Here is a 25,798-nt window from a genome sequence, read left to right on the forward strand (position 1 = left end):
CGAGAAGTCGGGTAACTTTTTTAATTAGTTTCAATAGTTTGTTTTTCTAAAAGTGCCAATCCTCCTTCAATAAGGTGTGCTACTTTAGGTCTTTTTTGTTGTACTTCGGAAAGATACGAAAGCACTTTGTCTGTTTTGGTTAGTTCAAAAATCTCTAACGGAAGCAACCAGTCGTTTGAGTATTTTTCAGACGCAATTGTGAAAATTGTGTCTAATCTGTTTAAAGCCTCTTCTGAAGGTGTCGCGCTTGCGTCTCGAATGTCGCGCACCTCTTTATACAATGAGTTTAACTCTTTTTCCTCTTCAGTAAGTGCCACACGAATTGTTTCCGAAGTGCTTTTATGTGTCACTAAATCAAACGATAAATAATCTGCAATTCCTGCAAAAGCAGATACAATTTCCTTTCCAACTGCCATGTCAAAATCGCCCATTTCTGGCGTAAACAACACTTCATCTTTATAGGTCACAGTACAATTTGTAAACTGAATAAGCATCAGTTCACCGCGTAAGTTACGAATTCCAGTTACGTTTAAACCTTCTACTGTAATACCACTTTCAAACTCAAAAGCAATTTGCTTTCCGTCGTAAAAATTGTAGGCTTGCAGGTCTCTCGGACCCATATTCTCAATCGCAAGATTGATGCCTTTCAGCTTTCCAAGGGGCGATCTAAAACCATTTTTATGACGACTCACTCCGTGGCCAATCATTTCTTTTTCTCGGTACGAAAGGGCTGTTTCTCCTTCTGTTTCGAAGTATACAATTTCGTTGTCTTCGTTTTTAATCATTCGCGTAAAAAGTCCGCTCACTTGTAGTCCCGTGCTAATTTCTACAGTTCCTAATTGCTTCGAGTCGATTAACTTTTGCAAACCGCGCCATCCACCTTTTCGTACGGCCATGGTATTGGCAAATTCTTCCAACACTTCTTGAAGGTAAGCGAAATCGGGCGTTACATATAATTGAGGTTGTGGTTTTGTAATGTCAAAATCTTGGTACGCAGCAGCAATGGAGTACGGAATTTTTTTCACTTCTTCCTTCATACACCAAGCACTCTCTCCAATAGACGAAAGCAATCCGGCACCGTAAATTTTTGGTGTTTCTACCGTTCCTACCAAACCATACTCAACCGTCCACCAATGTAAATTCCGAATCAACGAAATTTCCGAAGGAGGTACATCTTTATTTTGAAGGTCTTCCACACGTTGTTCGGCCTCCTTAATTTTTTCTTCTGAAATGCCTTCCGCTTCTTTCAATATGGATAACTCTCGAACGGCTTCGTACATATCAATGTCATGTGCACTTGAAATCGCTTTCGCGCCCACTTCACCAAAACGACGCAGGTATTCGGCGTAATCCGGACTCGCGATAATGGGAGCATGACCCGCGCCTTCGTGAATAATATCGGGAGCAGGGGTGTATTCTATATTTTCTAATTGCCGAATATCGCTGGCAATGACCAAGACTTTATAGGCTTGAAATTCCATAAATGCATTGGGCGGAATAAATCCGTCCACGGCAACCGCAGCCCATCCAATTTCTTTCAAAATACGGTTCATCCCGTACATCGATGGAATGGTATCAATCGAAATCCCCGTTTTTTTGAGTCCTTCCAGATAACTTTCGTGCGCAACTTTGCTTAAATAATCTACATTTTTGCGCATTACATAGCGCCACACTGCTTGATTTATAGGTGTGTATTGCTCATAATTTTGAGGCTTAATATATTGCTTTAGGTGCGGTGGCAACCTGTCTAGCAATTCATTGGTTTCTATTTGGACTTCCATACACTTCAAAAATACTAAGTTTTGGTTTCATAGTAAGTGTCTGCTGCGATTTTTGTGTTTATATTAGGATAGAATGCGTTTATAGTTTCAAATTTTTTACCTCGAATGTAGTATCTTGCGTCTTTATGGAAACCCTTTCACGAAAACAAGAAATCATCGTTGTAGCGTCCCGTCTTTTTAAAGAAAGAGGGTATAACGCTGTGTCTATGCGTGACATTGCGCAAGAAATGGGGATTAAAGCTGCCAGTTTATACAATCATATTTCTGGCAAACAGGAATTGCTTTCCACGCTTATTTTGGAAGTGGCCCGTGAGTTTACCTTCGGAATGAATCGCGTTGTGAAAGAAGAGGTGTCTTCCATAGAAAAAATCACACAAGTTATAGAGTTGCATATTGATATTACAGTGAACTTTTCTGAAGGTTTAGCCGCTTTAAATAACGATTGGATGCATTTAGAAGCTACCGATTTGGAGGGCTTTGTCAAAATGCGAGAAGACTACGAAGAAAACTTTCGAATCATTTTAAAACAAGGCATAGAAGCGGGCGAAATTCAATCGCACCATCCCGAAGTAATGCTTTTTTCAATTCTATCTACCCTGAGGACGCTCTATGTTTGGTACCAAAAAAGAGGGAAATTAGATGTCAATCTTCTTAAAAAAGATATGGTTGCAGTGCTTCTTCATGGTATCGTGCCTCCTAAATAATTATTATTTATTCTTGCTAAGTCTTGGTATATTTAGGCTTAGCTACTTTAACGAAGTAGATTTGTAATTCTAACTAACAAGCGTTAGTTTTGTGTACTTAATTCAAAATAGCGTGTCAAAGTTTCATAAAATACTAGTTAAGGATGTTTATAAAGAAACCGACGATTGTTCGGTGCTTACTTTCGACATCCCTTCAGAGCTTTACGAAGAGTTTCATTTTAGACAAGGACAGCACCTTACACTAAAAGCAGATATCGATGGTCAAGACATCCGTCGTTCGTATAGTCTGTGTTCAAGTCCGATCGATAACGAATGGAAAGTCGCCGTAAAAGGAATTCCGGGCGGGATTTTTTCAACGTTTGTAAATACAACCTTGCAATCTGGCGATACGCTGGAACTAATGGCGCCTAGTGGTGCTTTTGGTGTTGAAGTTTCAAACGAGCCAAAAACATACGTTGCTTTTGTAGCGGGTAGTGGTATTACACCAGTGCTTTCTATGATGAAAGCACACTTAGCTTCCGAGCCAAATGCTAAATTCAAGTTATTTTACTTGAACCGAACCGTGAAATCTATTATCTTTAAAGAAGAGATAGAACAGCTTCGTAATCAGTATTTTGGACGGTTAGAGATTTTCTATTTCTTAACCAAAGAGCATCGCGATATCGAGTTGTTTAACGGACGATTTACTTCGGAAAAATTACAAGAGATTACCACAAAGTTGATGGATATGTCCGAGGTTTCTGAAGCCTTTTTATGCGGCCCTGAAAAGATGATTTTCTTAGTGCGTGACGCCTTGATGGAAGCTGGAATGTCTAAAGAAAATATTCATTACGAACTCTTTGTTTCGGGACTTTCCGAAGAAGATATTCAACGAGCAGAACGACTATCACAACGAAATGTGGAAGGTGTAGAAGTGACCATTGTAGATGGAGGAAAAGAATTTCATTTTACAATGACCAAAGACTACGATAATATATTAGACGCTGCTTTAGGAGCTGGTGCCGATTTGCCATTTGCGTGTAAAGGGGGTGTTTGTAGTACCTGTAAGTGTAAAGTGCTAGAGGGTGCGGTAGAAATGAAAGTAAATTACGCTTTAGAAGAAGATGAGGTGGCACAAAATTTTGTATTGAGCTGTCAAGCAGTGCCGACTTCTGAAAGTGTAAAAGTAGATTTTGATGTCTAAATAGTTAAAAGACTGAGTTATGAGCGAACAAGAAGTAAAAAACCTAGAAGAGATTTTTGAAGCAAGAATCGCAAGGGACGAGAAAATCGAACCGAAAGATTGGATGCCAGAAAAATATCGAAAAACACATATTCGTCAGATATCGCAACACGCGCATTCCGAAATTATTGGGATGTTGCCAGAGGGAAACTGGATTACCAGAGCGCCTTCGTTGCGACGTAAAGTTGCTTTATTGGCAAAAGTTCAAGATGAAGCAGGACACGGATTGTATTTATACTCCGCGTGTGAAACCCTAGGGATTTCTCGCGATGAGTTGTACGAGCAATTACATTCAGGAAAAGCAAAATATTCCTCCATTTTTAACTATCCAACAGTTACTTGGGCAGATATGGGTGCAATTGGCTGGTTGGTAGATGGTGCCGCTATTATTAATCAGGTGCCGCTTTGTAACACGTCGTACGGACCGTATGCACGTGCCATGGTGCGTGTCTGTAAAGAAGAGAGTTTTCACCAACGTCAAGGGTTTGAAATCATGTTGACACTTTGTAATGGTTCGCCAGAGCAAAAAGCAATGGCGCAAGACGCGTTAAATAGATGGTGGTGGCCAAGTTTGATGATGTTAGGGCCTACTGATGCTGAATCGGTGCATACTGAGCAATCCATGAAATGGAAGTTAAAACGTAAAACTAACGATGAGCTGCGTCAGCAGTTTATTGATCAGACCGTTCCACAAGCTGAGTTGTTAGGAATTACGGTTCCCGATCCAGATTTAAAATGGAATGAAGAAACTGGGCATTACGACTTTGGAGAAATCGATTGGGATGAGTTTTGGCAAGTGGTAAAAGGTCACGGACCTTGTAATAAGGAGCGTATGAGTGCGCGCGTTAATGCTTGGAACAATGGAGAGTGGGTTCGCGATGCGGCTATCGCTCATGCTGAAAAGAAACAAAACAAGAAATTAAAAAACGTAAGCTAATACATTGCTCTTCGGAACGAAAAGTAATAATATTCAGTGATAAAATATAAAGAGTATGTCTAAAAAAAAATGGCCTTTATGGGAAGTGTTCGTTCGAAGTAAAAACGGATTGGAACATCGTCACTTCGGAAGCTTACACGCTGCCGATGCTGAAATGGCTTTAGAAAATGCACGCGACGTATACACACGCAGAAGTGAAGGTGTTAGTATTTGGGTAGTTGAAAGCAGTAATATTACAGCCTCTAATCCTGCGGATAATGGTGAGTTATTTGAGCCAGCGCAAGATAAGGTGTATCGCCATCCTACTTTTTACAATTTACCCGATGAGGTAAAACATATGTAAGCGAATCTCTTTTCTGAAAAAAGGCTATCGCAACTGAAAGACGAAAACGATCAATTAATTAGGATTATAGTAACAAGAATTAAAAAAAGTAAATAAGCTTGAAATTTAATTTGGATTCAATTTCAAATTCAATTTCAGTTTGAATTTCATTATTTCATGAAAAACGATTTATACAATTACATTCTCGGGATTGCAGATAATTCGCTCATTTTAGGGCAGCGATTAGGGGAATTATGCGGTCACGGCCCTAATTTGGAAACCGATATAGCACTCACTAATATTTCATTAGATTTATTAGGGCAAACCCGAAGTTACTTTCAATACGCAGCAACGCTTGTAGAAGGAGAGAAAACGGAAGACGACATCGCTTTTATGCGAACCGAACGCGATTACAAAAATGTATTGTTGGTAGAACAGCCTAATACGCACTTCGGATTTGTAATAATGCGTCAGTTTTTGTTTGATGTGTACCATTTGCAATTCATGAAAAAATTGCAGCAAAGCAAGGATGAAACTTTGGTGGCTATTGCAAACAAAGGAATTAAAGAAGTGAGTTACCACGAACGTTTTTCAAGCGATTGGGTCATTCGTTTGGGTGATGGAACAGACGAAAGTCGTGAAAAGATGCAAGAAGCGGTGAACGGTTTGTGGAGGTACACTAACGAATTGTTTCAGTTAACCGAAGCAGACAAAGCAATGGTTTCTGAAGGAATCGCAGTTGATGTTTCTACCTTGAAAGATGAATATTACGCTAAAGTTTCCGAAGTATTAAAAGAAGCGACCTTAACCATTCCAGATGATAATTACTTCCAAAAAGGAGGGAAAGAAGGAATTCATACCGAGCACATGGGCTATTTATTGGCCGATATGCAGTACATGCAACGAAGCTACCCAAATATGAAATGGTAATCCATTGAAACTAAAAACGTGCACTTAGAAACAACACATATCGATCCGAGTTTACTGCCTATTCTGGAAACGGTTTCAGATCCTGAAATTCCAGTATTGTCGGTATTAGATTTGGGTGTTATTCGGGAAGCTTTTGAAGAAGACGGTGTGGTGAAAATAAAACTAACACCAACCTATTCTGGTTGTCCGGCTATGGATGTGATTGGCGATGATTTGCGTACAGCATTTGCAGCGATTGGTAAAAAAGCAGTTGTGCAATTGGTGTTGGCGCCAGCTTGGACTACCGATTGGATTAGTGAGGCGGGAAAACAAAAAATGGAGGAATACGGTATAGCGGCACCTTTATCTGAAACTGCCGATAAAGATGCGTTGCTTGGAAATGCAAAAGTGGTGCGTTGTACCAATTGCGGGAGTCAAAACACCCATTTGGTAAGTCAGTTTGGTTCTACAGCGTGTAAAGCACTTTTTAAATGTGACGATTGCCAAGAACCTTTCGATTATTTCAAGTGTTTAAAATAGAAAATAACGTCATTCTGAACTTGTTTCAGAATCATATTAAATAGGAAAAAAGAGTTTTGTCATTCTTGCGAAAGCTGGAATCCTTACTAAAAAAATAAAAATGAGCAGTATTACAACCCATATAGAAAACAACATAGCAACACTAACCCTAAACCGTCCGGAAGTTTTTAATAGCTTCAACAAAGAGATGGCTTTTTTACTGCAAGCTGAATTAGATGCTTGTGAAAAGAATGCTGAGGTTCGCGCGATAGTAATTACCGGAAACGGAAAGGCTTTTTGTGCCGGACAAGACATTCAAGAAATTACCGATCCAGAATTAAATCCTGGATTTAAAAAGATATTAGACGACCATTACAATCCAATCGTAACGCGAATTCGTGCGATTGAAAAGCCAATTATTGGGGCTGTAAATGGCGTTGCAGCCGGAGCAGGTGCTAATATTGCATTGGCGTGTGATATTGTAGTAGCTTCAGAAAATGCAAGTTTTATTCAGGCGTTTAGTAAAATTGGATTGATTCCAGACAGTGCAGGAACGTTCTTTTTACCACGACTGATTGGCTTTCAGAAAGCAGCGGCATTAATGATGTTGGGCGAAAAAGTTTCTGCTTCAGATGCTGAGAAAATGGGGATGATTTACAAGGTTTTTACTGCGGAAGAATTTACAACTTCGGTACAAGCATTGGCGCAAACACTTTCAAAAATGCCAACCAAAGCCTTAGGATTGACAAAACGTTTGTTGAATCAATCCATGACGAACGATCTAACAGCACAATTGGCTTTAGAATCTAAGTTACAAATAGAATCGGCGCAGAGTGAAGATTATAACGAAGGCGTGACTGCCTTTGTAGAAAAGAGAAAACCGGTATTTAAAGGGAAGTAAATATGACTGTCATCCCGAACTTGATTAAGGATCTCATTAAATAAATGGGGATGTCAGTTCGAGTTAAAATGAAAATTAGTTTAAAGGAATTACGTGAGTCGTACCTGAATATGAAATTTTAAAAAAGCTCTAAATAATTAAAATTAAATGTCTGAAACAAATCAAAAATCTCCAATCAAGGCGGTAGGAATAATAGGCGCAGGAACTATGGGCTCAGGAATTGCGCAAGTAGCTGCAACTGCAGGATGTGTGGTGAAGTTGTTCGATTTAAATCAAGCCGCTCTCGATAAAGCAAAAGCTAGTCTTGAGAAAATCATGACTCGTTTGGTGGAAAAAGGGCGCGTTACTCTCGAAGAGAAAACTAGAATTCAAGACAGTATTAGCTATGTAAATTCTTTAAAAGAATTAGCAGATTCAGATCTTACGATTGAAGCAATTGTTGAAAATATAACTATTAAAAAGAAGGTGTTTCAAGAGTTGGAGAGTCATGTTTCTGAAGCGTGTATTATTGCTTCAAACACATCGTCGCTTTCAATCGCTTCTATTGCGTCATCGCTTCAGAAACCAGAACGATGCGTAGGGATTCACTTTTTTAATCCAGCACCTTTAATGAAATTGGTAGAGGTGATTCCGTCGATACAAACTTCCGAAGCAACCTTAAAAACTTCCGTAAAAACAATTCAAAACTGGAAGAAAGTAGTGGCGGTGGCTAAAGATACTCCTGGATTTATCGTGAATCGTGTGGCAAGACCTTTCTACGGCGAGGCCCTACGAATTTACGAAGAGGGCATTGCAGATTTTGAAACCATCGATGCTGCCATGAAAACACAAGGTGGCTTTCGAATGGGCCCTTTTGAATTGATGGATTTCATCGGGAATGATGTGAATTATACGGTTACTGAAACGGTGTTTGAAGCTTTTTACAACGATCCACGATACAAACCTTCCTTCACACAAAAACGTTTTTCTGAAGCAGGTTACCTCGGAAGAAAATCGGGAAGAGGGTATTATTCGTACGATGAAAACGGAAAAATAACACAACGTCATTCTGAACTCGCTTCAGAATCTCATGACACTGCTGAGGTTGCCACTTCAATCTTCGAACGAGTGTTAGTAATGTTGATCAACGAAGCCGCAGACGCATTGTTCTGGAATATTGCTTCCGCAGAAGATATTGACAATGCGATGACCAAAGGAGTCAATTATCCGAAGGGATTATTGGCGTGGGCAGACGAAAAAGGAATAGCGTGGTGTGTGGCGCAATTAGATGAATTGTACGATGAATACCATGAAGATAGATACCGTTGTAGCCCTATGCTACGACGAATGAATAGAGAGAATAAAACATTTTTTTAAATGAAAGGCGAACAAATCCCCTATAAAATGCTACGTCAAGATGCATATAGCACATGGCTAGGAATTGAAATATTGGAATGTGAAATTGGGAAAGTAAAAGTTGCATTAACCATTCGAAAAGAGATGCTGAATAGTATGGGGAAAGCGCATGGCGGAATTAGTTATTCGCTTGCAGATACGGCTTTTGGTTTTGCTGCAAATACCCACGGAAAGTATGCCGTTTCAATTGAAACAAGCATCAATCATATTGAAGCATTGAATGAAGGAGATGTTATTGTTGCGGAGTCGGTGATTGAAAAAGTAAATAATAAAATAGGATTTAATATTATAGAAGTCAAACGAGGTGACGAATTAGTAGCACTATTTAAAGGTGTGGTGTACAGAACTTCGAAAGATTGGGAATAATTGATATTGAAAAATTAAAATCATCAAATTATGAAATGGCAAGGTAGAAGGCAAAGTAAAAACCTAGATGATCGTAGAGGAATCGGAACAAAAGGAAAGGTTGTTGGCGGTGGTTTAGCGGTAGGAGTAATCGTTCTTTTGTTGCAAGTTTTTGGTGGCGATACAGGGAAGCAATTAGCACCCATTGTTGAGCAAATAGGCAATAGCCAATCGACCCAACAAGTCAGTCAAAGAGAACTTACGGCTCAGGAAAAGGAAGTAGGAGGTTTTGTATCCACTGTTTTGGCAGACACGGAAGATGTGTGGAATAAGGTGTTTAGCGATAATAACCTGGGCCAATATGAAGAGCCAACCATGGTTTTGTTTACCGATGCTGTTAGTACGGCCTGTGGGAATGCAACTTCTTCTTCAGGACCTTTTTACTGTCCTGGCGACCACAAATTGTACATGGATTTAGTCTTTTTTGATGAGCTAAAATCTCGTTTTGGCGCGCAAGGAGGCGATTTTGCAATTGCCTATGTCACGGCCCACGAAATTGGTCATCATGTACAAACATTGCTAGGAACGAATCAAAAAGTGAGTCAGTTGCAACGACAAAGCAGTGAAGTGGTTGGAAATAAACTTTCCGTAGCCTTAGAGCTTCAAGCCGATTTCTACGCGGGTGTTTGGGCGTATCACAACAAAGATTATTTGGAAGAAGGAGATATTCAGGAAGCGTTGAGTGCTGCCAATGCAGTAGGGGATGATGCCATTCAAAAAAGAACCCGTGGTAATGTAGTACCCGATAGCTTTACACACGGAAGCTCAGAACAACGTATGAAATGGTTTATGAAAGGATATCAAACTGGAGACGTTCGATTGGGAGATACTTTTTCAGAAATATTAGATTAAAACGATTTAAATATAAAACCGAAAAATGTAAAACTCTAAGTTTAAAAGTAAAGCAATAAGCTCCTTTTACATTTTACATTTATCATTTAAAATATATAATTTGAAAGAAGCATATATCATAGACGGAATTAGAACTCCAGTAGGAAGTTATAAAGGAACATTAAGTGCTGTTAGACCTGACGATTTAGGTGCTTTGGTGATTTCTGAAATCGTAAAAAGAAACCCGAACATTCCAAAAGAGGCGTTTGATGATGTGATTTTAGGATGTGCCAACCAAGCAGGGGAAGACAACCGTAACGTAGCACGAATGTCGTTACTATTGGCAGGATTGCCTTTTACGGTTCCTGGCGAAACGGTGAACAGACTTTGTAGCAGCGGACTTTCAGCAATAATTCATGCAAATCGCGCGATAAAAGCAGGCGATGGTGACTTGTTTATCGCTGGTGGTGTTGAAAATATGACACGTGGACCCTACGTAATTGCAAAACCATCTACTGCCTACGGAAACGATTCTAAAATGTACGATTCTAGTTTTGGATGGCGTTTTGTAAATCCTAAAATGCAGGAACTTTATGGGACTGACGGAATGGGAAATACTGCGGAAAATTTAGTAGAAAAGTACAATATCTCTAGAGAAGATCAAGATGCTTTCGCCTATCACAGTCAGATGAAAGCGACAAAAGCGCAACAAAACGGAAGGCTCGCAAAAGAGATTGTTCCAGTTGAAATTCCGCAGCGAAAAAAAGATCCAATTATATTTAAAGACGATGAATTTATCAAGCCAACGTCTTCAAAAGAAATATTAGCAAAATTACGTCCAGCTTTCAAAAAAGATGGAAGCGTTACTGCAGGAAATTCATCAGGATTAAATGATGGAGCAGCAGCAACAATCATCGCTTCCGAAGCAGCCGTAAAAAAATACAATTTAAAACCACTAGCTCGAATTGTAAGTTCGGCAGTTGTGGGAGTAGAACCACGTATCATGGGAATTGGTCCTGTGCAGGCTTCTAACAAAGCATTAGAAAAAGCAGGATTAACCATGGCCGATATGGATATTATCGAGCTGAATGAAGCCTTCGCGTCACAAGCATTGGCATGTATTCGTGAATGGGGATTAAAAGATGATGACGCACGAATTAATCCAAATGGAGGTTCAATTGCTATTGGACACCCACTAGGAGTTACAGGAACTAGAATCGCTTATTCTGCAGCTTTAGAATTGCAAGAACAAGGAAAACGATATGCGTTGGTGACCATGTGCATTGGAGTAGGACAAGGATACGCAGCGATTATTGAGAATGTGAGTCAAGCATAGAGAGTTGAAGGAAAACTTAGAGTTTAGATAATTAATTATAAAAATACCTACCTGCGCAGGCATTAGTATGAATAAAACACAACATTACGTACAAGGACAATGGCAATCTGGAAGTGGTGAAGGAATTCCCGTTTTAGATTCTATTACGGGTGAACATTTTACAAGTACCACGATTGAAGGACTAGATGTTCCGTCTATTTTGCAATACGGAAGAGCTAAAGGAGCTACGCTTCGTAAAATGACGTTTCAGCAACGAGGAAATATGTTGAAAAGTCTGGCGTTGTATCTTGACAAACGAAAACAAGCTTTTTACGAAATTAGCTACCGTACAGGAGCTACAAAAAGAGATAGTTGGGTAGATATTGAAGGGGGCTTCGGAAATTTATTTGCCAATGCTTCTCTTCGGAAACTGTTTCCAAATCAGTCGTATCACGTAGAAGGAGATCCTATCGATTTGTCTCGTGGCGGACGTTTTATGGCGCATCACATTATGGTACCTCGCGAAGGAGTTGCTGTTCATATCAATGCCTTTAATTTCCCTGTTTGGGGAATGTTAGAGAAATGTGCTGTAAACTGGATGGCTGGAATGCCAGCAGTTGTATTACCAGCTCCACAGACGGCTTATTTAACAGAAGCTGTAGTAAGAGAAATTATCGCCTCAGGAATTTTACCTGAAGGTTCCTTACAGCTCATTTCTGGGACTGCTAAAAATATATTAGATACCGTACAATCACAAGATGTCGTGACCTTTACAGGTTCGGCAAAGATTGGGCGATTGCTTAAAAACCATCCACAACTAACGGCAGAGTCTGTTCCATTTACGATGGAGGCAGATAGTTTAAATGCGGCTATTTTGGGGAAAGATGCCGTTCCTGGAACACCAGAATTCGACTTGTTTGTAAAAGAAGTACGCAACGAAATGACGACGAAATGTGGACAAAAATGTACGGCGATTCGTCGTATTATCGTACCGCAAGAATTGATAGAAGATGTACAAATTGCGTTGGCAAATCAGTTAGACAAAGTAACCATTGGCGACCCTCGATTGAGAGAAGTGCGAATGGGAAGTTTGGTGAGTGATGCACAACGAAATAGTGTGAAAGAGCAGGTGGCTAAAATTGCGGAGACCGCTGAGATGGTCTACGGAAACTACGACGATTTTGAAGCGGTAGGTGCAGATTCAAAAAAGGGAGCTTTTATGAAACCTATTTTGATGCGCGAAGACCATCCGTTGCAAAATGAAGCAGCACATATTACGGAAGCTTTTGGCCCCGTAAGTACGTTAATGCCTTATAATACGTTAGAAGATGCAATTACTTTGGCGAAAATGGGGAAAGGTTCTTTGGTAAGTTCAATTGTTACCAATGACGATAAAATCGCAAGAGAATACGCTGTAAATGCTGCAAGTCATCACGGTCGTATTCTAATTTTAAATCGGGAGTCAGCCAAGCAAAGTACAGGACATGGTTCGCCATTACCGGGATTAATTCACGGAGGACCAGGACGTGCCGGTGGAGGTGAAGAAATGGGTGGAATGCGTGGTATCAAGCATTATTTACAACGTTGCGCAATTCAGGGAAGTCCGACGACCTTGACAGAAGTAACTGGTATGTACCAACCAAAAGCCGATTATAAAGAATCGCCAAAACACCCTTTTGCATATCATTGGGAAGACATCCAACCTGGAATGTCTTTAAAAACTCACAACCGAACCATTACAGATACGGATATTGTAAACTTCGGAAATATAACGTGGGACCATTTTTATGCGCATACAGATATTACAAGTCTCGACGGAAGCATTTTTGAAAAACGAACGGCTCACGGATATTTCATCATTTCGATGGCGGCAGGATTGTTTGTGTATCCAAATAAAGGACCCGTAGCGGCAAACTATGGTTTAGAAGAAATTCGATTTTTACGTCCTATTTACCACAATGATACGTTGTACGTACGGTTAACGTGCAAGCAAAAAGTAGATAGAGACAGTAGAGGACAAGAACATCCCAGCGGAATTGTAAAATGGTATGTTGAAATTTTTGATGCCAATGTAGATGCAACAAACGCTATTTTACCTCCAGGAGCCGAGAAGGAAGATCCATTAGTATGTATTGCAACAATTCTTACCATGGTAGAAAAGAAGCAAGAGGTGTTTACTGAAATGACTTCGGAAAAAATAGCGGAATGTTTGCAGAAACTTACTCCAGAATCAAAACCGAAATGGGGAATTATGACACCGCAACACATGCTGGAGCATTTAGAGTATACATATAAAATAGCTTCGGGAGAACTACAAGATTTTGAGATAGCAACACCTGAAAAGTATCTAGATGTGGTTCATGACAGCTTGTATAATTTTGAAAAATTTCCGCAGAATTCAAAATTTCCTCAGTTAGAAAAAGATACGTTAGCACCATTGGTGCATCCCGATTTGCAAACAGCAAAAGAGATGTTTACGGCACAACGATATAAGTATTTAGATTTTTTTAAGAACAACCCGGATGCAGTTTTAAAGAATTTAGTGTTTGGAGAATTAAATAGGTACGAGTCTTATTTATTGGAACGAAAACATTTGAATCATCATTTTGAACAATTTGATTTGCTGTAGCAAATTTTGACAGGAACTGTCACTGCGCACTTGTTGCGCAGACGCTTAAATAGAAAACCAATGTAGAATGAAAATGCCGCGCGAACACAAGTATTATACATACATCCTCACGCACGAAAATAATCATATTTTCTATGTAGGAGTAACAAATAATATGAAGCGCCGGACAGCAGAACATAAAGCGTCAACACATGGAACACATGTAGGGAGATATAACATTAAGAAATTAGTCTATTTTGAAGAACATCAATGGATTCAAGAGGCTGTTAGAAGAGAGAAAACGATTAAAAAGTGGAAACGAGAATGGAAAATAAACATTATTACTGAAATGAATCCTGAATGGGAAGATTTAAGTGATGATTGGGACCTTTCTAAGTTTGCAATAGAAAACGAATAACCGAATCCGCAACAAGTGCGGATTGACATATTAATAAACATTTCAGAAAGAAGTTTATGACTAGTCCATACGTAAAAGAAGAAATAAACAACGGAGTTTCAACCATAGAATTCTTCCATCCAGCACACAATAGTCTGCCGGGAGATATTCTTGAAAAGTTGAGAAAAACAATTAAAGAAGCTGGAGAAAATGACGATGTAAAAGTGATTATTCTGAAAAGTGGAGGCGAACGTACTTTTTGTGCAGGAGCAAGCTTTAAGGAACTTATTAATATTAACGATGCTGAAACTGGACGCGTATTTTTCAGTGGGTTTGCAAACGTTATAAACGCTATGCGTAAATGTCCAAAATTTATCATTGGGCGTGTGCAAGGGAAAACTGTAGGAGGAGGAGTTGGAGTCGCTTCAGCAACCGATTACTGTATGGCTTCCAAGTTCGCTAGTATTAAGTTGAGTGAATTGAATGTTGGAATCGGACCGTTTGTAGTAGGACCTGCTGTGGAACGAAAACTAGGGCTTACAGGAATGAGTCAAATCGCCATCGATGCCAATACCTTTTACGATGCAGAATGGGCTCGCCAAAAAGGATTGTACGCGCAAGTATATGATTCTACGGAAGCTTTAGATGAAGCGGTGCAAGCTTTTGCTGAAAATTTATGCACCTATAATCCTGAAGCCATGAAAGAAATGAAGAAGGTACTATGGGAAGGAACTGAAAACTGGGATACATTATTAGCTGAAAGAGCGGTGATTAGCGGAAGACTAGTATTAAGCGATTTCACAAAAGAAACATTGAAACGATTTAAATAAAAATAAACCGCAAAATGTAAAACTGAAAAATTCAAAATTTTAAAGGTTTACATTTTTAATTTTTCGGTTTGGAATTTTACATTGATTATGATTTACAGTTTTAAAGGACATATTCCCGTAGTACACGAATCTAGTTTTGTGCATCCGTTAGCGGCTGTGACTGGAAATGTAATTATTGGAAAAAACTGTTACATAGGTCCTGGTGCTGCGATTCGTGGCGATTGGGGAGAGATTATCTTGGAAGACGGCGTAAACGTACAAGAAAACTGTACGGTGCATATGTTTCCAGGAAAGAGCATTGTGTTGAAAGAAGGCGCTCATGTGGGTCATGGAGCTGTAATACACGGCGCTAATTTAGGACGTAATTGTTTGATAGGGATGAACAGCGTGATTATGGATGGTGCCGAGATAGGAAATGAATGCATTGTAGGTGCGATGGCTTTTGTGAAAGCCGAAGAAGTATTTGAACCTAGAAATCTCATCGTAGGAAATCCTGCAAAGGCAATCAAAGAGGTTTCAGATGAAATGATTGCTTGGAAAACAGCCGGAACAAAATTGTACCAACAATTACCTGCCGATTGTCATGAGAGTTTAAAGGAAGTTGAACCCTTGCGTGAGATTCCGAAGAATAGACCGAAACAAGAAGATTTTTATAAAACGCTAAACCAATTCCTGCGCAGGCAGGAATCTCATTCTAAAGAATAATGAGTATATGGTACGTCTATATGATTGCAAATAAGCCTAACGGTGTTTTGTACATTGGGTGTACACACAATATAGAAGAAAGAGTAAAAGAACACAAATTAAAGATATACCCTAATAGTTTCACCGCTAGATATAATTGTGATAAAATAATATATTTTGAAGAAATAAATGCTGGAGACATTGCTTCAAATCGTGAAAAGCAAATGAAGAAATGGAAAAGAGAATGGAAGGTCAAGTTAATAGAAGAAATGAACCCAAGTTGGATGGACTTAAGTTTAAATTGGAATTTAAATTTTAATAAATTAAGGAATGAGTAACGAAAAGAGATTCCTGCCTACGCATGAATTTACAATGCCCAAAATGGGCGAGAGCATTACAGAAGGAACCATTTTAAACTGGTTGGTAGAAGAAGGCGATTCTTTTGAAGAAGGCGATATTTTGTGCGAAGTTGCTACCGATAAAGTAGATAACGAAGTACCTGCTCCTGCTTCAGGAAAAATGATTCAGCATTTGTACGCCCCAAAATCTGTAGTCGAAGTAGGAACCGCAATTGCATTATTGGAACTTTCAGGCGAGGCTAAAACAGAAGTTTCCGAAGCAACAAAAACGAAAGCTCCTGTAGAGAAAAAGAACGTTAAAAAAACAGTAGCACCTTCAAAAGGGACGCAGCAAAAAGCATTTAAAGTAAACGAGAATGTATTTATTTCTCCATTGGTGGATGCAGTAGCTCGAAAAAATCACATCAGTTACGAGGAGTTGGCACGTATTCCAGCAACAGGTAATAAAGGACGTTTGCGTAAAAGTGATGTGGTAAATTATATTGCTGAAGGGCGTCCGTTTCAGTTTGCACAACCCGTTTCTGAAAATTCAGGATTTCAAGTTCCTGACTTAAAATTTGACAAGGGCACAGGGAAAATTGTGGAGATGGATCGCATGCGTGAGATGATTGCAGACCACATGGTGTATAGCAAGCATACAAGTCCGCATGTTACGGCATATATTGAAGCAGATCTTACCGATATGGTTACTTGGCGGAATGCGAATAAATTAAAATTTTTAGATAAACACGGTGAGAAATTAACGTTTACGCCTTTGTTTATTGAAGCTGTAGCGAAAGCTATCAAAGATTTTCCGATGATAAATTCATCCTTAGATGGGAAGAATATTATTGTAAAAGAAGACATCAATATCGGAATGGCAACTGCTTTGCCAACTGGAAATTTAATTGTGCCAGTGGTTAAAAATGCAGATCAGAAAAACTTAAAAGAATTAGCTTCTTCCACCAACGAATTGGTTGGAAAATCACGCTCTGGAAAATTAAAAGGCGATGATATGAAGGGAAGCACATTCACCATTAGTAATGTGGGAACCTTTGGAAGTTTGATGGGAACGCCCATTATAAATCAGCCGGAAGCAGCCATTTTAGCGACTGGAATTATAAAAAAACGTGCTGAGGTGATTGAAAAACCTGAGGGAGATACGATTGAAATACGTAGTATGATGTATTTATCCTTATCGTTCGATCATCGGATTGTAGATGGGTATTTGGCAGGCTCTTTTTTAAGAAGAGTAGGAGATTATATGGAGCAATTTGATGTGAAAAGAACGTATTAATCGTTTTGTATTTAATCATTGCAGTAGAATAAATTACGAATGTTAGGTGGAGCACCGTCGAAACCGAATTAAATTAGACACCATTGAAAATTAATAAAGAGATACTTAAAAAAGCATTTACCAAACTTGTTACAGCAAAAGCGATGAGCGAGCTGTATGAAGAAAACTTTAAGGTGGTTTCAAAGTATGTACACGCTACATCGAGAGGTCATGAAGTGATTCAGATTGCGTTGGGAATGCAGTTATTACCGCAAGATTATGCCTTTCCATATTATAGAGATGACGCCATGTTGTTGTCTGTGGGGATGACGCCTTACGATTTAATGTTGCAGGTTTTGGCTAAAAAAGACGATCCATTTTCGGCGGGGAGAACGTATTATTGTCATCCAAGTTTACGCGATGACGACAAGCCGAAAATTCCACACCAAAGTAGTGCTACGGGGATGCAAGCCATTCCGGCAACAGGTGTGGCGATGGGAATTCGATACAAAGAATCGATGCGTGCGAGTGACAATAAAGAGAATAATGAAGGACCTTCAAGTACGGTCGATTTTTCGTTGGAATCGGTCGATACGCGTTTGCGCGATAACGGATTTGTAGTCTGCTCGCTAGGAGATGCTTCTGTTACCGAAGGTGAGATTGCGGAAGCCTTTCAGATGGCAGCTTTGAAGCAACTTCCCATTTTGTATTTGGTACAAGATAACGGCTGGGACATTAGTGCCAATGCGGCAGAAACAAGAGCACAAGATGCGTTTGAATATGCACGTGGTTTTAACGGACTGGAAGCCATTACCATTGATGGAACCGATTTTGAAGAGAGCTACACAGCTCTTCAAGATGTGATTAAAAAAATTAGAACCGAACACAGACCGTTTTTGGTGCATGCTAAAGTTCCGTTGTTGAATCACCATACTTCTGGGGTTCGAATGGAGTGGTATCGCGATGATTTGGAAGAAGCAAGAAGCAGAGATCCTTTTCCAAAAATGTGGAATCTTTTACTGAAAAATGGTTTTACTGAAACAGATTTAGAGACCATTGTAGCAACTGCTGAAAAAGAAGTAGCGGCAAGTCTTGAAAAAGCTTTAAAAGCCGAAGATCCTTCTCCTGAAGACTTATTTACCAACGATTTTGCACCTACGCCTGTAACGGAAGAAGTAGGCGAGCGCGCTCCCAAAGGAGCCGAAAAAGTGGTGATGGTAGATTGCGCGCTTTTTGCGATTGAAGAATTGATGGCAAAACACCCAGAATGTTTGTTGTACGGACAAGATGTTGGTGGACGTTTAGGCGGTGTGTTTCGTGAAGCAGCTACCTTAGCGCAGAAATTTGGTGATCACCGAGTGTTTAATACGCCAATTCAAGAAGCGTTTATCGTAGGTTCTACGGTTGGAATGAGTGCTGTGGGATTGAAACCGATTGTTGAGGTTCAGTTTGCCGATTATATTTGGCCTGGTTTAAATCAGTTGTTTACGGAAGTAAGTAGAAGTTGTTATTTATCGAACGGAAAATGGCCTGTTTCTATGATACTTCGTGTGCCAATTGGTGCTTACGGAAGTGGTGGCCCGTATCATTCTTCGTCTATGGAGAGTGTTGTAAGTAATATTAGAGGGATAAAAATTGCGTATCCGAGTAATGGAGCCGATTTAAAAGGATTGATGAAAGCCGCCTATTACGACCCGAATCCTGTGGTTATTTTTGAACACAAAGGATTGTATTGGAGTAAGGTGTCTGGAACAAAAGGAGCTACTTCTATAGAGCCTAGTGAAGATTATATGTTGCCCTTCGGAAAGGCTTGGGTATTGCAAGAAATTTGGAAGCAAGAAGAAGAAGAAACGATTTCGATTATTACCTACGGAATGGGAGTGCATTGGGCGATGAATGCTTCAGAAGAATTAGGACTGCAAGATAAAATTGAAATTGTCGATTTACGAACCTTACATCCGTTAGATTATGAAACGGTATTCGCTTCCGTTCAGAAATGCGGAAAATGTTTAGTGGTAACGGAAGAACCTTCAGAAAACAGCTTCAGTAGAGCGTTGCAAGGTAGGATTCAAGAAGAATGTTTTCAGTATTTAGATGCGCCTGTCATGGTGATAGGTTCAGAAAATATGCCAGCAATTCCTTTAAATTCGGTATTGGAACAAACGATGATTCCTTCCGTAGAAAAAGTGAAAGCTAAAATTGAACAGCTGTTAAATTATTGATTTAGTTTCGCTTCCATAGCGTTTAAACGATCTTCTAGCTTTTGGATCATTTCTGCTTGGGAGTTAATCATGACTTGTTGTTCTTTAATTCCTTTGGTTAAAATAGGAATCAATTCGGTGTATTTCATGCTTAACATGCCATCGTCGTTGGTTGTTACAACCTCTGGTAGAATCTCTTGGATTTCTTGCGCGATAAAACCGTAATGTGTTTTTTCTTCGGTTTCATGGTTTAAGAAGTAACTTACTGGATTCATTTTTGAAATAAAAGATAAACCAGTTACTAAAGGAATAATGTTCGATTTTAAACGTCTATCAGAACTAATATCAGGTACATTTTGTAAGTAGATAGTATTGTATCTATTTGTACTCGATCCGATATCATAACCTGAAGAGGAAGGAACTAAATCTTCGGTATGCGTATATATTTTTCTCCATCTAGAGTTTTGCCAAAAATATAAGCCTTCTGGTTCTGTAATAGATCCCGAACTAGGTCCCGTATTCCATACCATAAGTCCGTCTACTGGTGTAGAAATAATTGGACTACTACTGGTAAGATCGTTAATTTTCATTCTGTTTGTTAAAAAACCTTGATTGCTTTTAGACAAATAAAGTGACGCATATTCTGGATTGTTATTAGCTCCGATTTCTACGTTATTTCGCGTAGGATGTGTAGATATAATAACACCACTATCTGCACGAACTTGAAAATTCATGTCAGGGTCTCCATCAGGATTTACGGTTACTTGTCCACCACCTGCGCCAAAACTATCATACGAAAAGAAGCGCTTACCAGTGCTACTAAGACTTAAATTAGTAGTATTGTGCATATACATTCCAGAGTTAGAACTGTTGGTAAAACTGTATACAGGAGCTGATTCGCTACCTAGACCTTCAGAAAGAATTTTTGTTTGAGAACTTGCTCCAGAAGGGATTGTAAACTTGGTGCTATTGTTTGTCTTTACGACTAAAGCTTGTGAGTTTGTCGTACCTAGAAAGTCCCCTGAACTGATAGAATTTCCTTTTAATTTCCAGTCGTTTTCTAATCCAATCCATTTATCAACACCGTTCCAATAGTAAAATCCAGGTGTGACAGCATTTGTACCTGTAACAGTAGCTGTGTTATAAATTAAGGTGCTTTTTTCTAAAGTCGTTCCAGTTAAATTGATTGCACTTAATGAATTGTCTCCCGTAAGAGCGACTCTAGGAATAAGCATTCCACTGTCGGAAGAGTTAATGTCGAGCATCACTCCATCTTTTGGGCTTATGGTATTGATACCAACTTGGCTAAAACCAAAATAAGAGACAAGGCAAGCTAAAATACAAAGGAAAGATATACGCATTTTTAGTAGGTATTAGTTTTTATAATGTACGGGTACGCTATTGTTAAATATATGTAGACTTGGGGTTTACATAAATTATGTATTGGATGGTAATTTTACACAAAGATGTATTTTTCCTACAAAATATAAAATTCAAAACTTTCGATTAAGAGTTTGTTTTATCGATAAAATGTAACTATTTGTCAAGTTTTAGTGTAGGGAAATAGATGCATTTAGATATTAATCTTTCCTATTAAAAATTAAATTCGTCTTTTTTTATTGAATCTATGTTATTTACATAGAATTACTATTCATTTAGTTGGTTAGGGTGTAATTTATCTCGGTATTTACGTGTTATCACGTATTTTTTTTATTAAAGGATACCTATAATTTTGTTACTATCTTATAAACTAATCAATTATGAAAAAAATTACACAACTATTACTATTTCTACTACTAAGCATTCCTATTCAAGGCACATTGCTTGCGCAATGTGGTCCTGGACAGAATGTAATTCAAGACCAAACAAATGCTAATTATACTACCCCTGGAACTTCAGAATATGCTCAAGATTTTATTGTAAACTGCGACGGAGCAATTGAAGCTGTGAAAATCATTTTTGTAGGGGTAGTAGTTCCATCGTCAGGAACCTTAAAAGTCTATAGTGACCTTGCTGGAACTATTGTTATAGCATCTTCGGCTACAATAAGTCTACCTGTAGGGAATTCGACTCAAATAATACCGCTTACCAGTCCTTTGCCAGTAACCAATGGAACTCCTTATCTATTTGCATTTATTGAAGACAATACCGAGCAAATTGGCTATAGAGCTTATAACTCTGATGTTTATCCCGATGGGAATTTAAAGGTACGTGGTGTTGGAGGTACAATATGGAACGAAACTCCCTACGACTTATACTTTGAGGTGATGTATAGAGATGATGTAGCACCAGTTGCTGTGTGTCAAAATTATACGGCACAATTAGATGCGACAGGTTCTATTACTATTACAGGAGCAGATGTAGATGGGGGTTCCTCAGACGATAGTGGTTCTTTTACACTAAGTCTTGATACCGATACGTTTAGTTGTGCAGATAAAGGCGCAAATACTGTAACATTAACGATAACAGACGGTGCTGGAAATACAGATACATGTACCGCAACTGTCACCGTAGTGGATACGATAGATCCTATTATTTCATGTCCAGCTCCTATCTCAGTTTCAAACGATTTAGGAACTTGTGGAGCGGTTGTAACTTATTCTCAACCAACAGCTTCTGATAATTGTTCCTCTGGAGTTTTAAATATTTTATTTGTATCAGATAATGGAGCTGCTACAGAAATCGAAACAGCGTTAATTAACGAAGGGCACTCTGTAACAGCTGTCTACAATGATTATTCAGGAGGTGATAATGCAACACTTCAAGGGGCTTTAGCATCTTACGATTTAATTTATTGGCACGCAAGTGGTAGTGTTGGTTATGGAGATACTCACAATCTAGCTACTTTTACCAATTTAGACTCCTTTGTTGCGAATGGAGGCAATGTTTTTGTAACAGGATATGATGTAATAGCAAATCCGACGGATTCTAATATGATTTCTTTCTTAGGAGGAACTTCAACCAATGATATAGCTCCTTCTTACGGAACATTAAATGGTCCAAACAATCTTACAACAGGATTTTCTGATATTACAGGAATGACAATAACGGCTCCTAATGGAGATCAAGATAACCTTAATGGATTAGCTCCTTCAGTAATAACTGTATTACCGGGAAGTGCCACAGGAGGTGCCGAATGGGCAATCAATGATGTACCTGGCGGAGAAATTGCTTGGGTATCCTCTGGTCAATCTGGCACTAGTACTTTTTCTGCATGGACAACTGTAGGATCTGGATATCATGAAGCTCTTTTAAATTTTGCATTTAATACATCAGGTGTAACACCTACACAAACAGCTGGTTTACCTTCAGGAGCAACATTCCCTGTGGGAACCACAACAAACACGTTCGTTGTAACCGACGCCGCAGGTAACACTGCTACTTGTAGTTTTGATGTGACTGTAGAAGACAACGAAGCTCCAATGATTACTTGTATTGCTGATGATACACGTGATACAGATGCAGGCGTTTGTCAATACACGGTTGTTGGAACTGAATTCGATGCAACCTTTACAGATAATTGTACCAGCGGAAGTATTACAAATGACTTTAACGGAACTGCAACCCTTGCTGGTGAAATACTTCCTATCGGAGTAACAACAGTGGTTTGGACGGTTGATGATGGAAATGGTCAATCGGCTACCTGTACTACAGTTATTACGGTGGAAGACAACGAAGCTCCAATGATTGCTTGTATCGCTGATGATACTCGTGATACAGATCCTGGTGTTTGTCAATACACGGTTGTTGGAACTGAATTCGATGCAACCTTTACAGATAATTGTACCAGCGCCACCATTACAAACGATTTTAACGGAACCGCTACTATTGCTGGTGAAATACTTCCTATTGGAGTAACAACAGTGGTTTGGACGGTTGATGACGGAAACGGTCAATCGGCTACCTGTACTACAGTTATTACGGTGGAAGACAATGAAGCTCCAATGATAACTTGTGTCGCTGATGATACACGTGATACAGATGCGGGTGTTTGTCAATACACGGTTGTTGGAACTGAGTTTGACGCAACCTTTACAGACAACTGTACCAGCGTCACCATTACAAACGATTTTAACGGAACTGCTACTATTGCTGGTGAAATACTTCCTATTGGAGTAACAACAGTGGTTTGGACGGTTGATGACGGAAACGGTCAATCGGCTAGCTGTACTACAGTTATTACGGTGGAAGACAACGAAGCTCCAATGATTACTTGTATTGCTGATGATACACGTGATACAGATGCAGGCGTTTGTCAATACACGGTTGTTGGAACTGAATTCGATGCAACCTTTACAGATAATTGTACCAGCGGAAGTATTACAAATGACTTTAACGGAACAGCAACTATCGCTGGTGAAATTCTACCAAAAGGAATCACAACTGTACTTTGGACAGTTAATGATGGAAACGGTCAATCCGCTACCTGTACTACAGTAATTACTGTAGAAGACAACGAAGCTCCAATGATTACTTGTGTTGCTGATGATACACGTGATACAGATCCTGGTGTTTGTCAATACACGGTTGTTGGAACTGAATTCGACGCGACCTTTACAGATAATTGCAGCGACGGAAGCATTACAAACGACTTGAACGGAACAGCAACTATTGCTGGAGAAATCTTTACCCCTGGAATTACTACAGTAGTATGGACAGTTGATGACGGAAACGGTCAATCGGCTACCTGTACTACGGTTATTACGGTGGAAGATAATGAGGCGCCAGTAATGGCATGTCCTACAGATGTTGTAGCGAATACAGATCTAGGAATCTGTGGTGCTGTTGTAATCTTCTCAGATGCTATTGCATTCGATAATTGTGGTATCGCTAGTGTGATTCAAACTGCAGGTCTTTCTTCTGGAAGTTTATTCCCTGTAGGTGTAAGCACGATTGAATATACGGCAACCGACATAAACGGAAACAATACAACTTGTGATTTTACAATTACGATCACAGATAATGAAGTGCCTATTACAGTATGTCAAGACATTACGATTCAGTTAGATGCAACTGGAACGGCAAGTATTATTGCTTCAGATGTAGATGGTGGAAGTACTGATAACTGTGGAATCGCAAGTACTACTATTGATATGGACACTTTCGATTGTAGCAATGTAGGTCCAAACAATGTGACCTTAACAGTTACTGATGTAAATGGAAATGTTTCAACTTGTATCGCAGTGGTTACAGTTGAAGATATTACTGCTCCAGTAGTGGTTTGTCAAGACATTACAGTACAATTAGATCCAACAACAGGAACAGTTACAATTTTAGGTGCTGATGTAGATGGAGGAAGTACAGATGTTTGTGGAATTGCAAGTTATGATCTTGATATAGATACTTTCGATTGTAGTAACATAGGAGATAACCCAGTAATACTTACTGTGACAGATAGTAATGGAAATACGGCTACTTGTTCTGCGATTGTAACCGTCGAAGACAATACAATGCCTGAGCTTGTGTGTATGGATTTCACGATTGAATTAGACGAAAATGGAATGGCTACACTCACTCCAGACGACGTTATCGCAACCAATACCGATGCTTGTGGAATACAAACAACTGCGGTTGATATTACAGAATTTAGCTGTTCAGATATTGGTACGCCAGTAACCGTACAAATCTTTAGTCAGGATATGAATGGAAATCTAGCAACTTGTAATGCAACCGTAACGGTAGTAGATCTTTTAGGTCCAGAAGTTACGTGTCCAGCAGATCAAACGGTAGATCCAGGAACAGGGAATTTATTTTATGAAGTACCAGACTATTTCGCAACTGGAGAAGCCACAGCAACAGATAATTGTACAGACCCTGTAGTGATTACTTCTCAGGATCCAGCGGCAGGTACTTTGCTTAGTGATGGTGTGTATACGGTAACGTGTACTGCAGAAGATGCTTACGGAAATGTTTCAAACTGTACGTTCCAACTAACGGTAGATAGCGTTTTAGGAACCAACGATGCGACGATAGATGTTTCAAGTATTGGATTGTATCCAAATCCAGCAAGTGATTTTGTAAACATCAACAATCCACAGCTTATTCATTTAAAACAACTACATGTTTATGACCTAATGGGAAGACTTGTAATTAGTGAAAGCTTAGAAAGTGTGGGAGCAAGCAAAGCGATTGATGTTTCAATTTTACAAAGTGCTACCTATATGTTCATTATTCAAACTGAAAATGGACAGATTAGAAAACAGATTATTAAAGACTAAATAGG

Annotated in this window: 21 protein-coding genes; 19 read left to right on the forward strand and 2 right to left on the reverse strand. The window is 39.2% G+C overall.

The features are described 5' to 3' along the window. Positions 1–20: 20 nt before the first annotated feature. Positions 21–1,781, reverse strand: coding sequence for an aromatic amino acid hydroxylase (locus tag BLQ00_RS10205; protein WP_093144021.1), 1,761 nt, complete (start codon positions 1,779–1,781; stop codon positions 21–23). A gap of 125 nt (positions 1,782–1,906) precedes the next feature. On the opposite strand from BLQ00_RS10205, the gene BLQ00_RS10210 reads away from it, so the two are divergent. The 18 genes from BLQ00_RS10210 to BLQ00_RS10295 all read left to right on the forward strand — a co-directional run bounded on the left by BLQ00_RS10210 (position 1,907) and on the right by BLQ00_RS10295 (position 19,596). Continuing rightward, positions 1,907–2,485, forward strand: coding sequence for a TetR/AcrR family transcriptional regulator (locus BLQ00_RS10210; protein ID WP_093144022.1), 579 nt, complete (start codon positions 1,907–1,909; stop codon positions 2,483–2,485). Between the two features lie 112 nt (positions 2,486–2,597). Further along, entirely contained in the window at positions 2,598–3,668 is a 1,071-nt protein-coding gene (locus tag BLQ00_RS10215; protein WP_093144654.1) for a 2Fe-2S iron-sulfur cluster-binding protein, read from the forward strand. Positions 3,669–3,687: 19 nt separating this feature from the next. Further along, positions 3,688–4,644 (forward strand): 1,2-phenylacetyl-CoA epoxidase subunit PaaA, encoded by a 957-nt coding sequence (gene paaA, locus BLQ00_RS10220; protein ID WP_093144024.1) that lies wholly within the window; start codon positions 3,688–3,690, stop codon positions 4,642–4,644. 55 nt (positions 4,645–4,699) lie between these two features. Beyond that, entirely contained in the window at positions 4,700–4,987 is a 288-nt protein-coding gene (gene paaB, locus BLQ00_RS10225) for a 1,2-phenylacetyl-CoA epoxidase subunit PaaB (protein ID WP_093144026.1), read from the forward strand. Positions 4,988–5,143: 156 nt separating this feature from the next. Beyond that, entirely contained in the window at positions 5,144–5,896 is a 753-nt protein-coding gene (gene paaC / locus BLQ00_RS10230; RefSeq protein ID WP_093144027.1) for a 1,2-phenylacetyl-CoA epoxidase subunit PaaC, read from the forward strand. Positions 5,897–5,914: 18 nt separating this feature from the next. Next, on the forward strand, positions 5,915–6,415 hold the full coding sequence (paaD, locus tag BLQ00_RS10235) for a 1,2-phenylacetyl-CoA epoxidase subunit PaaD (RefSeq protein WP_093144029.1): 501 nt from the start codon (positions 5,915–5,917) through the stop codon (positions 6,413–6,415). A 100-nt stretch (positions 6,416–6,515) separates the two neighbouring features. After that, complete coding sequence (locus BLQ00_RS10240; RefSeq protein ID WP_093144031.1) at positions 6,516–7,295, forward strand: enoyl-CoA hydratase-related protein; 780 nt, start codon at positions 6,516–6,518, stop codon at positions 7,293–7,295. Positions 7,296–7,442: 147 nt separating this feature from the next. Next, a complete protein-coding gene (locus BLQ00_RS10245; protein ID WP_093144032.1) occupies positions 7,443–8,651 on the forward strand; it encodes a 3-hydroxyacyl-CoA dehydrogenase NAD-binding domain-containing protein in 1,209 nt (402 codons plus the stop codon). Further along, a complete protein-coding gene (locus BLQ00_RS10250) occupies positions 8,652–9,056 on the forward strand; it encodes a PaaI family thioesterase (protein ID WP_093144034.1) in 405 nt (134 codons plus the stop codon). Positions 9,057–9,086: 30 nt separating this feature from the next. Next, positions 9,087–9,947 carry a KPN_02809 family neutral zinc metallopeptidase gene (ypfJ, locus tag BLQ00_RS10255; protein ID WP_093144035.1) on the forward strand — a complete coding sequence of 287 codons (861 nt, stop codon included), beginning with the start codon at positions 9,087–9,089 and terminating at the stop codon, positions 9,945–9,947. A gap of 100 nt (positions 9,948–10,047) precedes the next feature. Beyond that, positions 10,048–11,262 (forward strand): 3-oxoadipyl-CoA thiolase, encoded by a 1,215-nt coding sequence (gene pcaF, locus BLQ00_RS10260; protein ID WP_093144037.1) that lies wholly within the window; start codon positions 10,048–10,050, stop codon positions 11,260–11,262. Between the two features lie 67 nt (positions 11,263–11,329). Then, positions 11,330–13,870: a phenylacetic acid degradation bifunctional protein PaaZ gene (gene paaZ, locus BLQ00_RS10265; RefSeq protein ID WP_093144038.1), complete on the forward strand. Its 2,541-nt coding sequence runs from the start codon at positions 11,330–11,332 to the stop codon at positions 13,868–13,870. Positions 13,871–13,943: 73 nt separating this feature from the next. After that, positions 13,944–14,267: a GIY-YIG nuclease family protein gene (locus BLQ00_RS10270; protein WP_093144655.1), complete on the forward strand. Its 324-nt coding sequence runs from the start codon at positions 13,944–13,946 to the stop codon at positions 14,265–14,267. A 56-nt stretch (positions 14,268–14,323) separates the two neighbouring features. Further along, a complete protein-coding gene (locus BLQ00_RS10275; protein ID WP_093144040.1) occupies positions 14,324–15,076 on the forward strand; it encodes an enoyl-CoA hydratase/isomerase family protein in 753 nt (250 codons plus the stop codon). Positions 15,077–15,163: 87 nt separating this feature from the next. Continuing rightward, entirely contained in the window at positions 15,164–15,781 is a 618-nt protein-coding gene (locus BLQ00_RS10280) for an acyltransferase (RefSeq protein WP_093144042.1), read from the forward strand. Then, positions 15,781–16,098, forward strand: a complete 318-nt coding sequence (locus tag BLQ00_RS10285; protein ID WP_175445437.1) for a GIY-YIG nuclease family protein — start codon at positions 15,781–15,783, stop codon at positions 16,096–16,098. Before BLQ00_RS10280 ends, BLQ00_RS10285 begins: the two co-directional genes overlap by 1 nt. Continuing rightward, positions 16,091–17,395 carry a dihydrolipoamide acetyltransferase family protein gene (locus BLQ00_RS10290; RefSeq protein ID WP_093144044.1) on the forward strand — a complete coding sequence of 435 codons (1,305 nt, stop codon included), beginning with the start codon at positions 16,091–16,093 and terminating at the stop codon, positions 17,393–17,395. Before BLQ00_RS10285 ends, BLQ00_RS10290 begins: the two co-directional genes overlap by 8 nt. A gap of 143 nt (positions 17,396–17,538) precedes the next feature. Next, positions 17,539–19,596 carry an alpha-ketoacid dehydrogenase subunit alpha/beta gene (locus BLQ00_RS10295; protein ID WP_175445444.1) on the forward strand — a complete coding sequence of 686 codons (2,058 nt, stop codon included), beginning with the start codon at positions 17,539–17,541 and terminating at the stop codon, positions 19,594–19,596. Here the strand turns inward: BLQ00_RS10295 and BLQ00_RS10300 are convergent. Continuing rightward, positions 19,590–20,936 carry a tail fiber domain-containing protein gene (locus BLQ00_RS10300; RefSeq protein WP_093144048.1) on the reverse strand — a complete coding sequence of 449 codons (1,347 nt, stop codon included), beginning with the start codon at positions 20,934–20,936 and terminating at the stop codon, positions 19,590–19,592. The two genes, BLQ00_RS10295 and BLQ00_RS10300, sit on opposite strands and share 7 nt — an antisense overlap. 399 nt (positions 20,937–21,335) lie before the next feature. Here BLQ00_RS10300 and BLQ00_RS10305 point away from each other — a divergent pair, with 399 nt between their 5' ends. Further along, positions 21,336–25,793 (forward strand): HYR domain-containing protein, encoded by a 4,458-nt coding sequence (locus BLQ00_RS10305; protein ID WP_093144050.1) that lies wholly within the window; start codon positions 21,336–21,338, stop codon positions 25,791–25,793. Positions 25,794–25,798: the final 5 nt, after the last annotated feature.

Source organism: Ulvibacter litoralis (assembly GCF_900102055.1).
Classification (GTDB): Bacteria; Bacteroidota; Bacteroidia; order Flavobacteriales; family Flavobacteriaceae; genus Ulvibacter; species Ulvibacter litoralis.

Bases quoted from the DNA above. Each gene is read 5' to 3' on its own strand.
- BLQ00_RS10245 (WP_093144032.1), top strand. From the start codon at position 7,443: ATGTCTGAAACAAATCAAAAATCTCCAATCAAGGCGGTAGGAATAATA.
- paaC (WP_093144027.1), top strand. From the start codon at position 5,144: ATGAAAAACGATTTATACAATTACATTCTCGGGATTGCAGATAATTCG.
- BLQ00_RS10240 (WP_093144031.1), top strand. From the start codon at position 6,516: ATGAGCAGTATTACAACCCATATAGAAAACAACATAGCAACACTAACC.
- BLQ00_RS10305 (WP_093144050.1), top strand. From the start codon at position 21,336: ATGAAAAAAATTACACAACTATTACTATTTCTACTACTAAGCATTCCT.
- BLQ00_RS10290 (WP_093144044.1), top strand. From the start codon at position 16,091: ATGAGTAACGAAAAGAGATTCCTGCCTACGCATGAATTTACAATGCCC.
- paaZ (WP_093144038.1), top strand. From the start codon at position 11,330: ATGAATAAAACACAACATTACGTACAAGGACAATGGCAATCTGGAAGT.
- BLQ00_RS10210 (WP_093144022.1), top strand. From the start codon at position 1,907: ATGGAAACCCTTTCACGAAAACAAGAAATCATCGTTGTAGCGTCCCGT.
- paaB (WP_093144026.1), top strand. From the start codon at position 4,700: ATGTCTAAAAAAAAATGGCCTTTATGGGAAGTGTTCGTTCGAAGTAAA.
- BLQ00_RS10205 (WP_093144021.1), bottom strand. From the start codon at position 1,781: ATGGAAGTCCAAATAGAAACCAATGAATTGCTAGACAGGTTGCCACCG.
- BLQ00_RS10300 (WP_093144048.1), bottom strand. From the start codon at position 20,936: ATGCGTATATCTTTCCTTTGTATTTTAGCTTGCCTTGTCTCTTATTTT.
- ypfJ (WP_093144035.1), top strand. From the start codon at position 9,087: ATGAAATGGCAAGGTAGAAGGCAAAGTAAAAACCTAGATGATCGTAGA.
- BLQ00_RS10250 (WP_093144034.1), top strand. From the start codon at position 8,652: ATGAAAGGCGAACAAATCCCCTATAAAATGCTACGTCAAGATGCATAT.
- BLQ00_RS10285 (WP_175445437.1), top strand. From the start codon at position 15,781: ATGAGTATATGGTACGTCTATATGATTGCAAATAAGCCTAACGGTGTT.
- BLQ00_RS10275 (WP_093144040.1), top strand. From the start codon at position 14,324: ATGACTAGTCCATACGTAAAAGAAGAAATAAACAACGGAGTTTCAACC.
- paaA (WP_093144024.1), top strand. From the start codon at position 3,688: ATGAGCGAACAAGAAGTAAAAAACCTAGAAGAGATTTTTGAAGCAAGA.
- BLQ00_RS10295 (WP_175445444.1), top strand. From the start codon at position 17,539: ATGAGCGAGCTGTATGAAGAAAACTTTAAGGTGGTTTCAAAGTATGTA.
- BLQ00_RS10280 (WP_093144042.1), top strand. From the start codon at position 15,164: ATGATTTACAGTTTTAAAGGACATATTCCCGTAGTACACGAATCTAGT.
- BLQ00_RS10270 (WP_093144655.1), top strand. From the start codon at position 13,944: ATGCCGCGCGAACACAAGTATTATACATACATCCTCACGCACGAAAAT.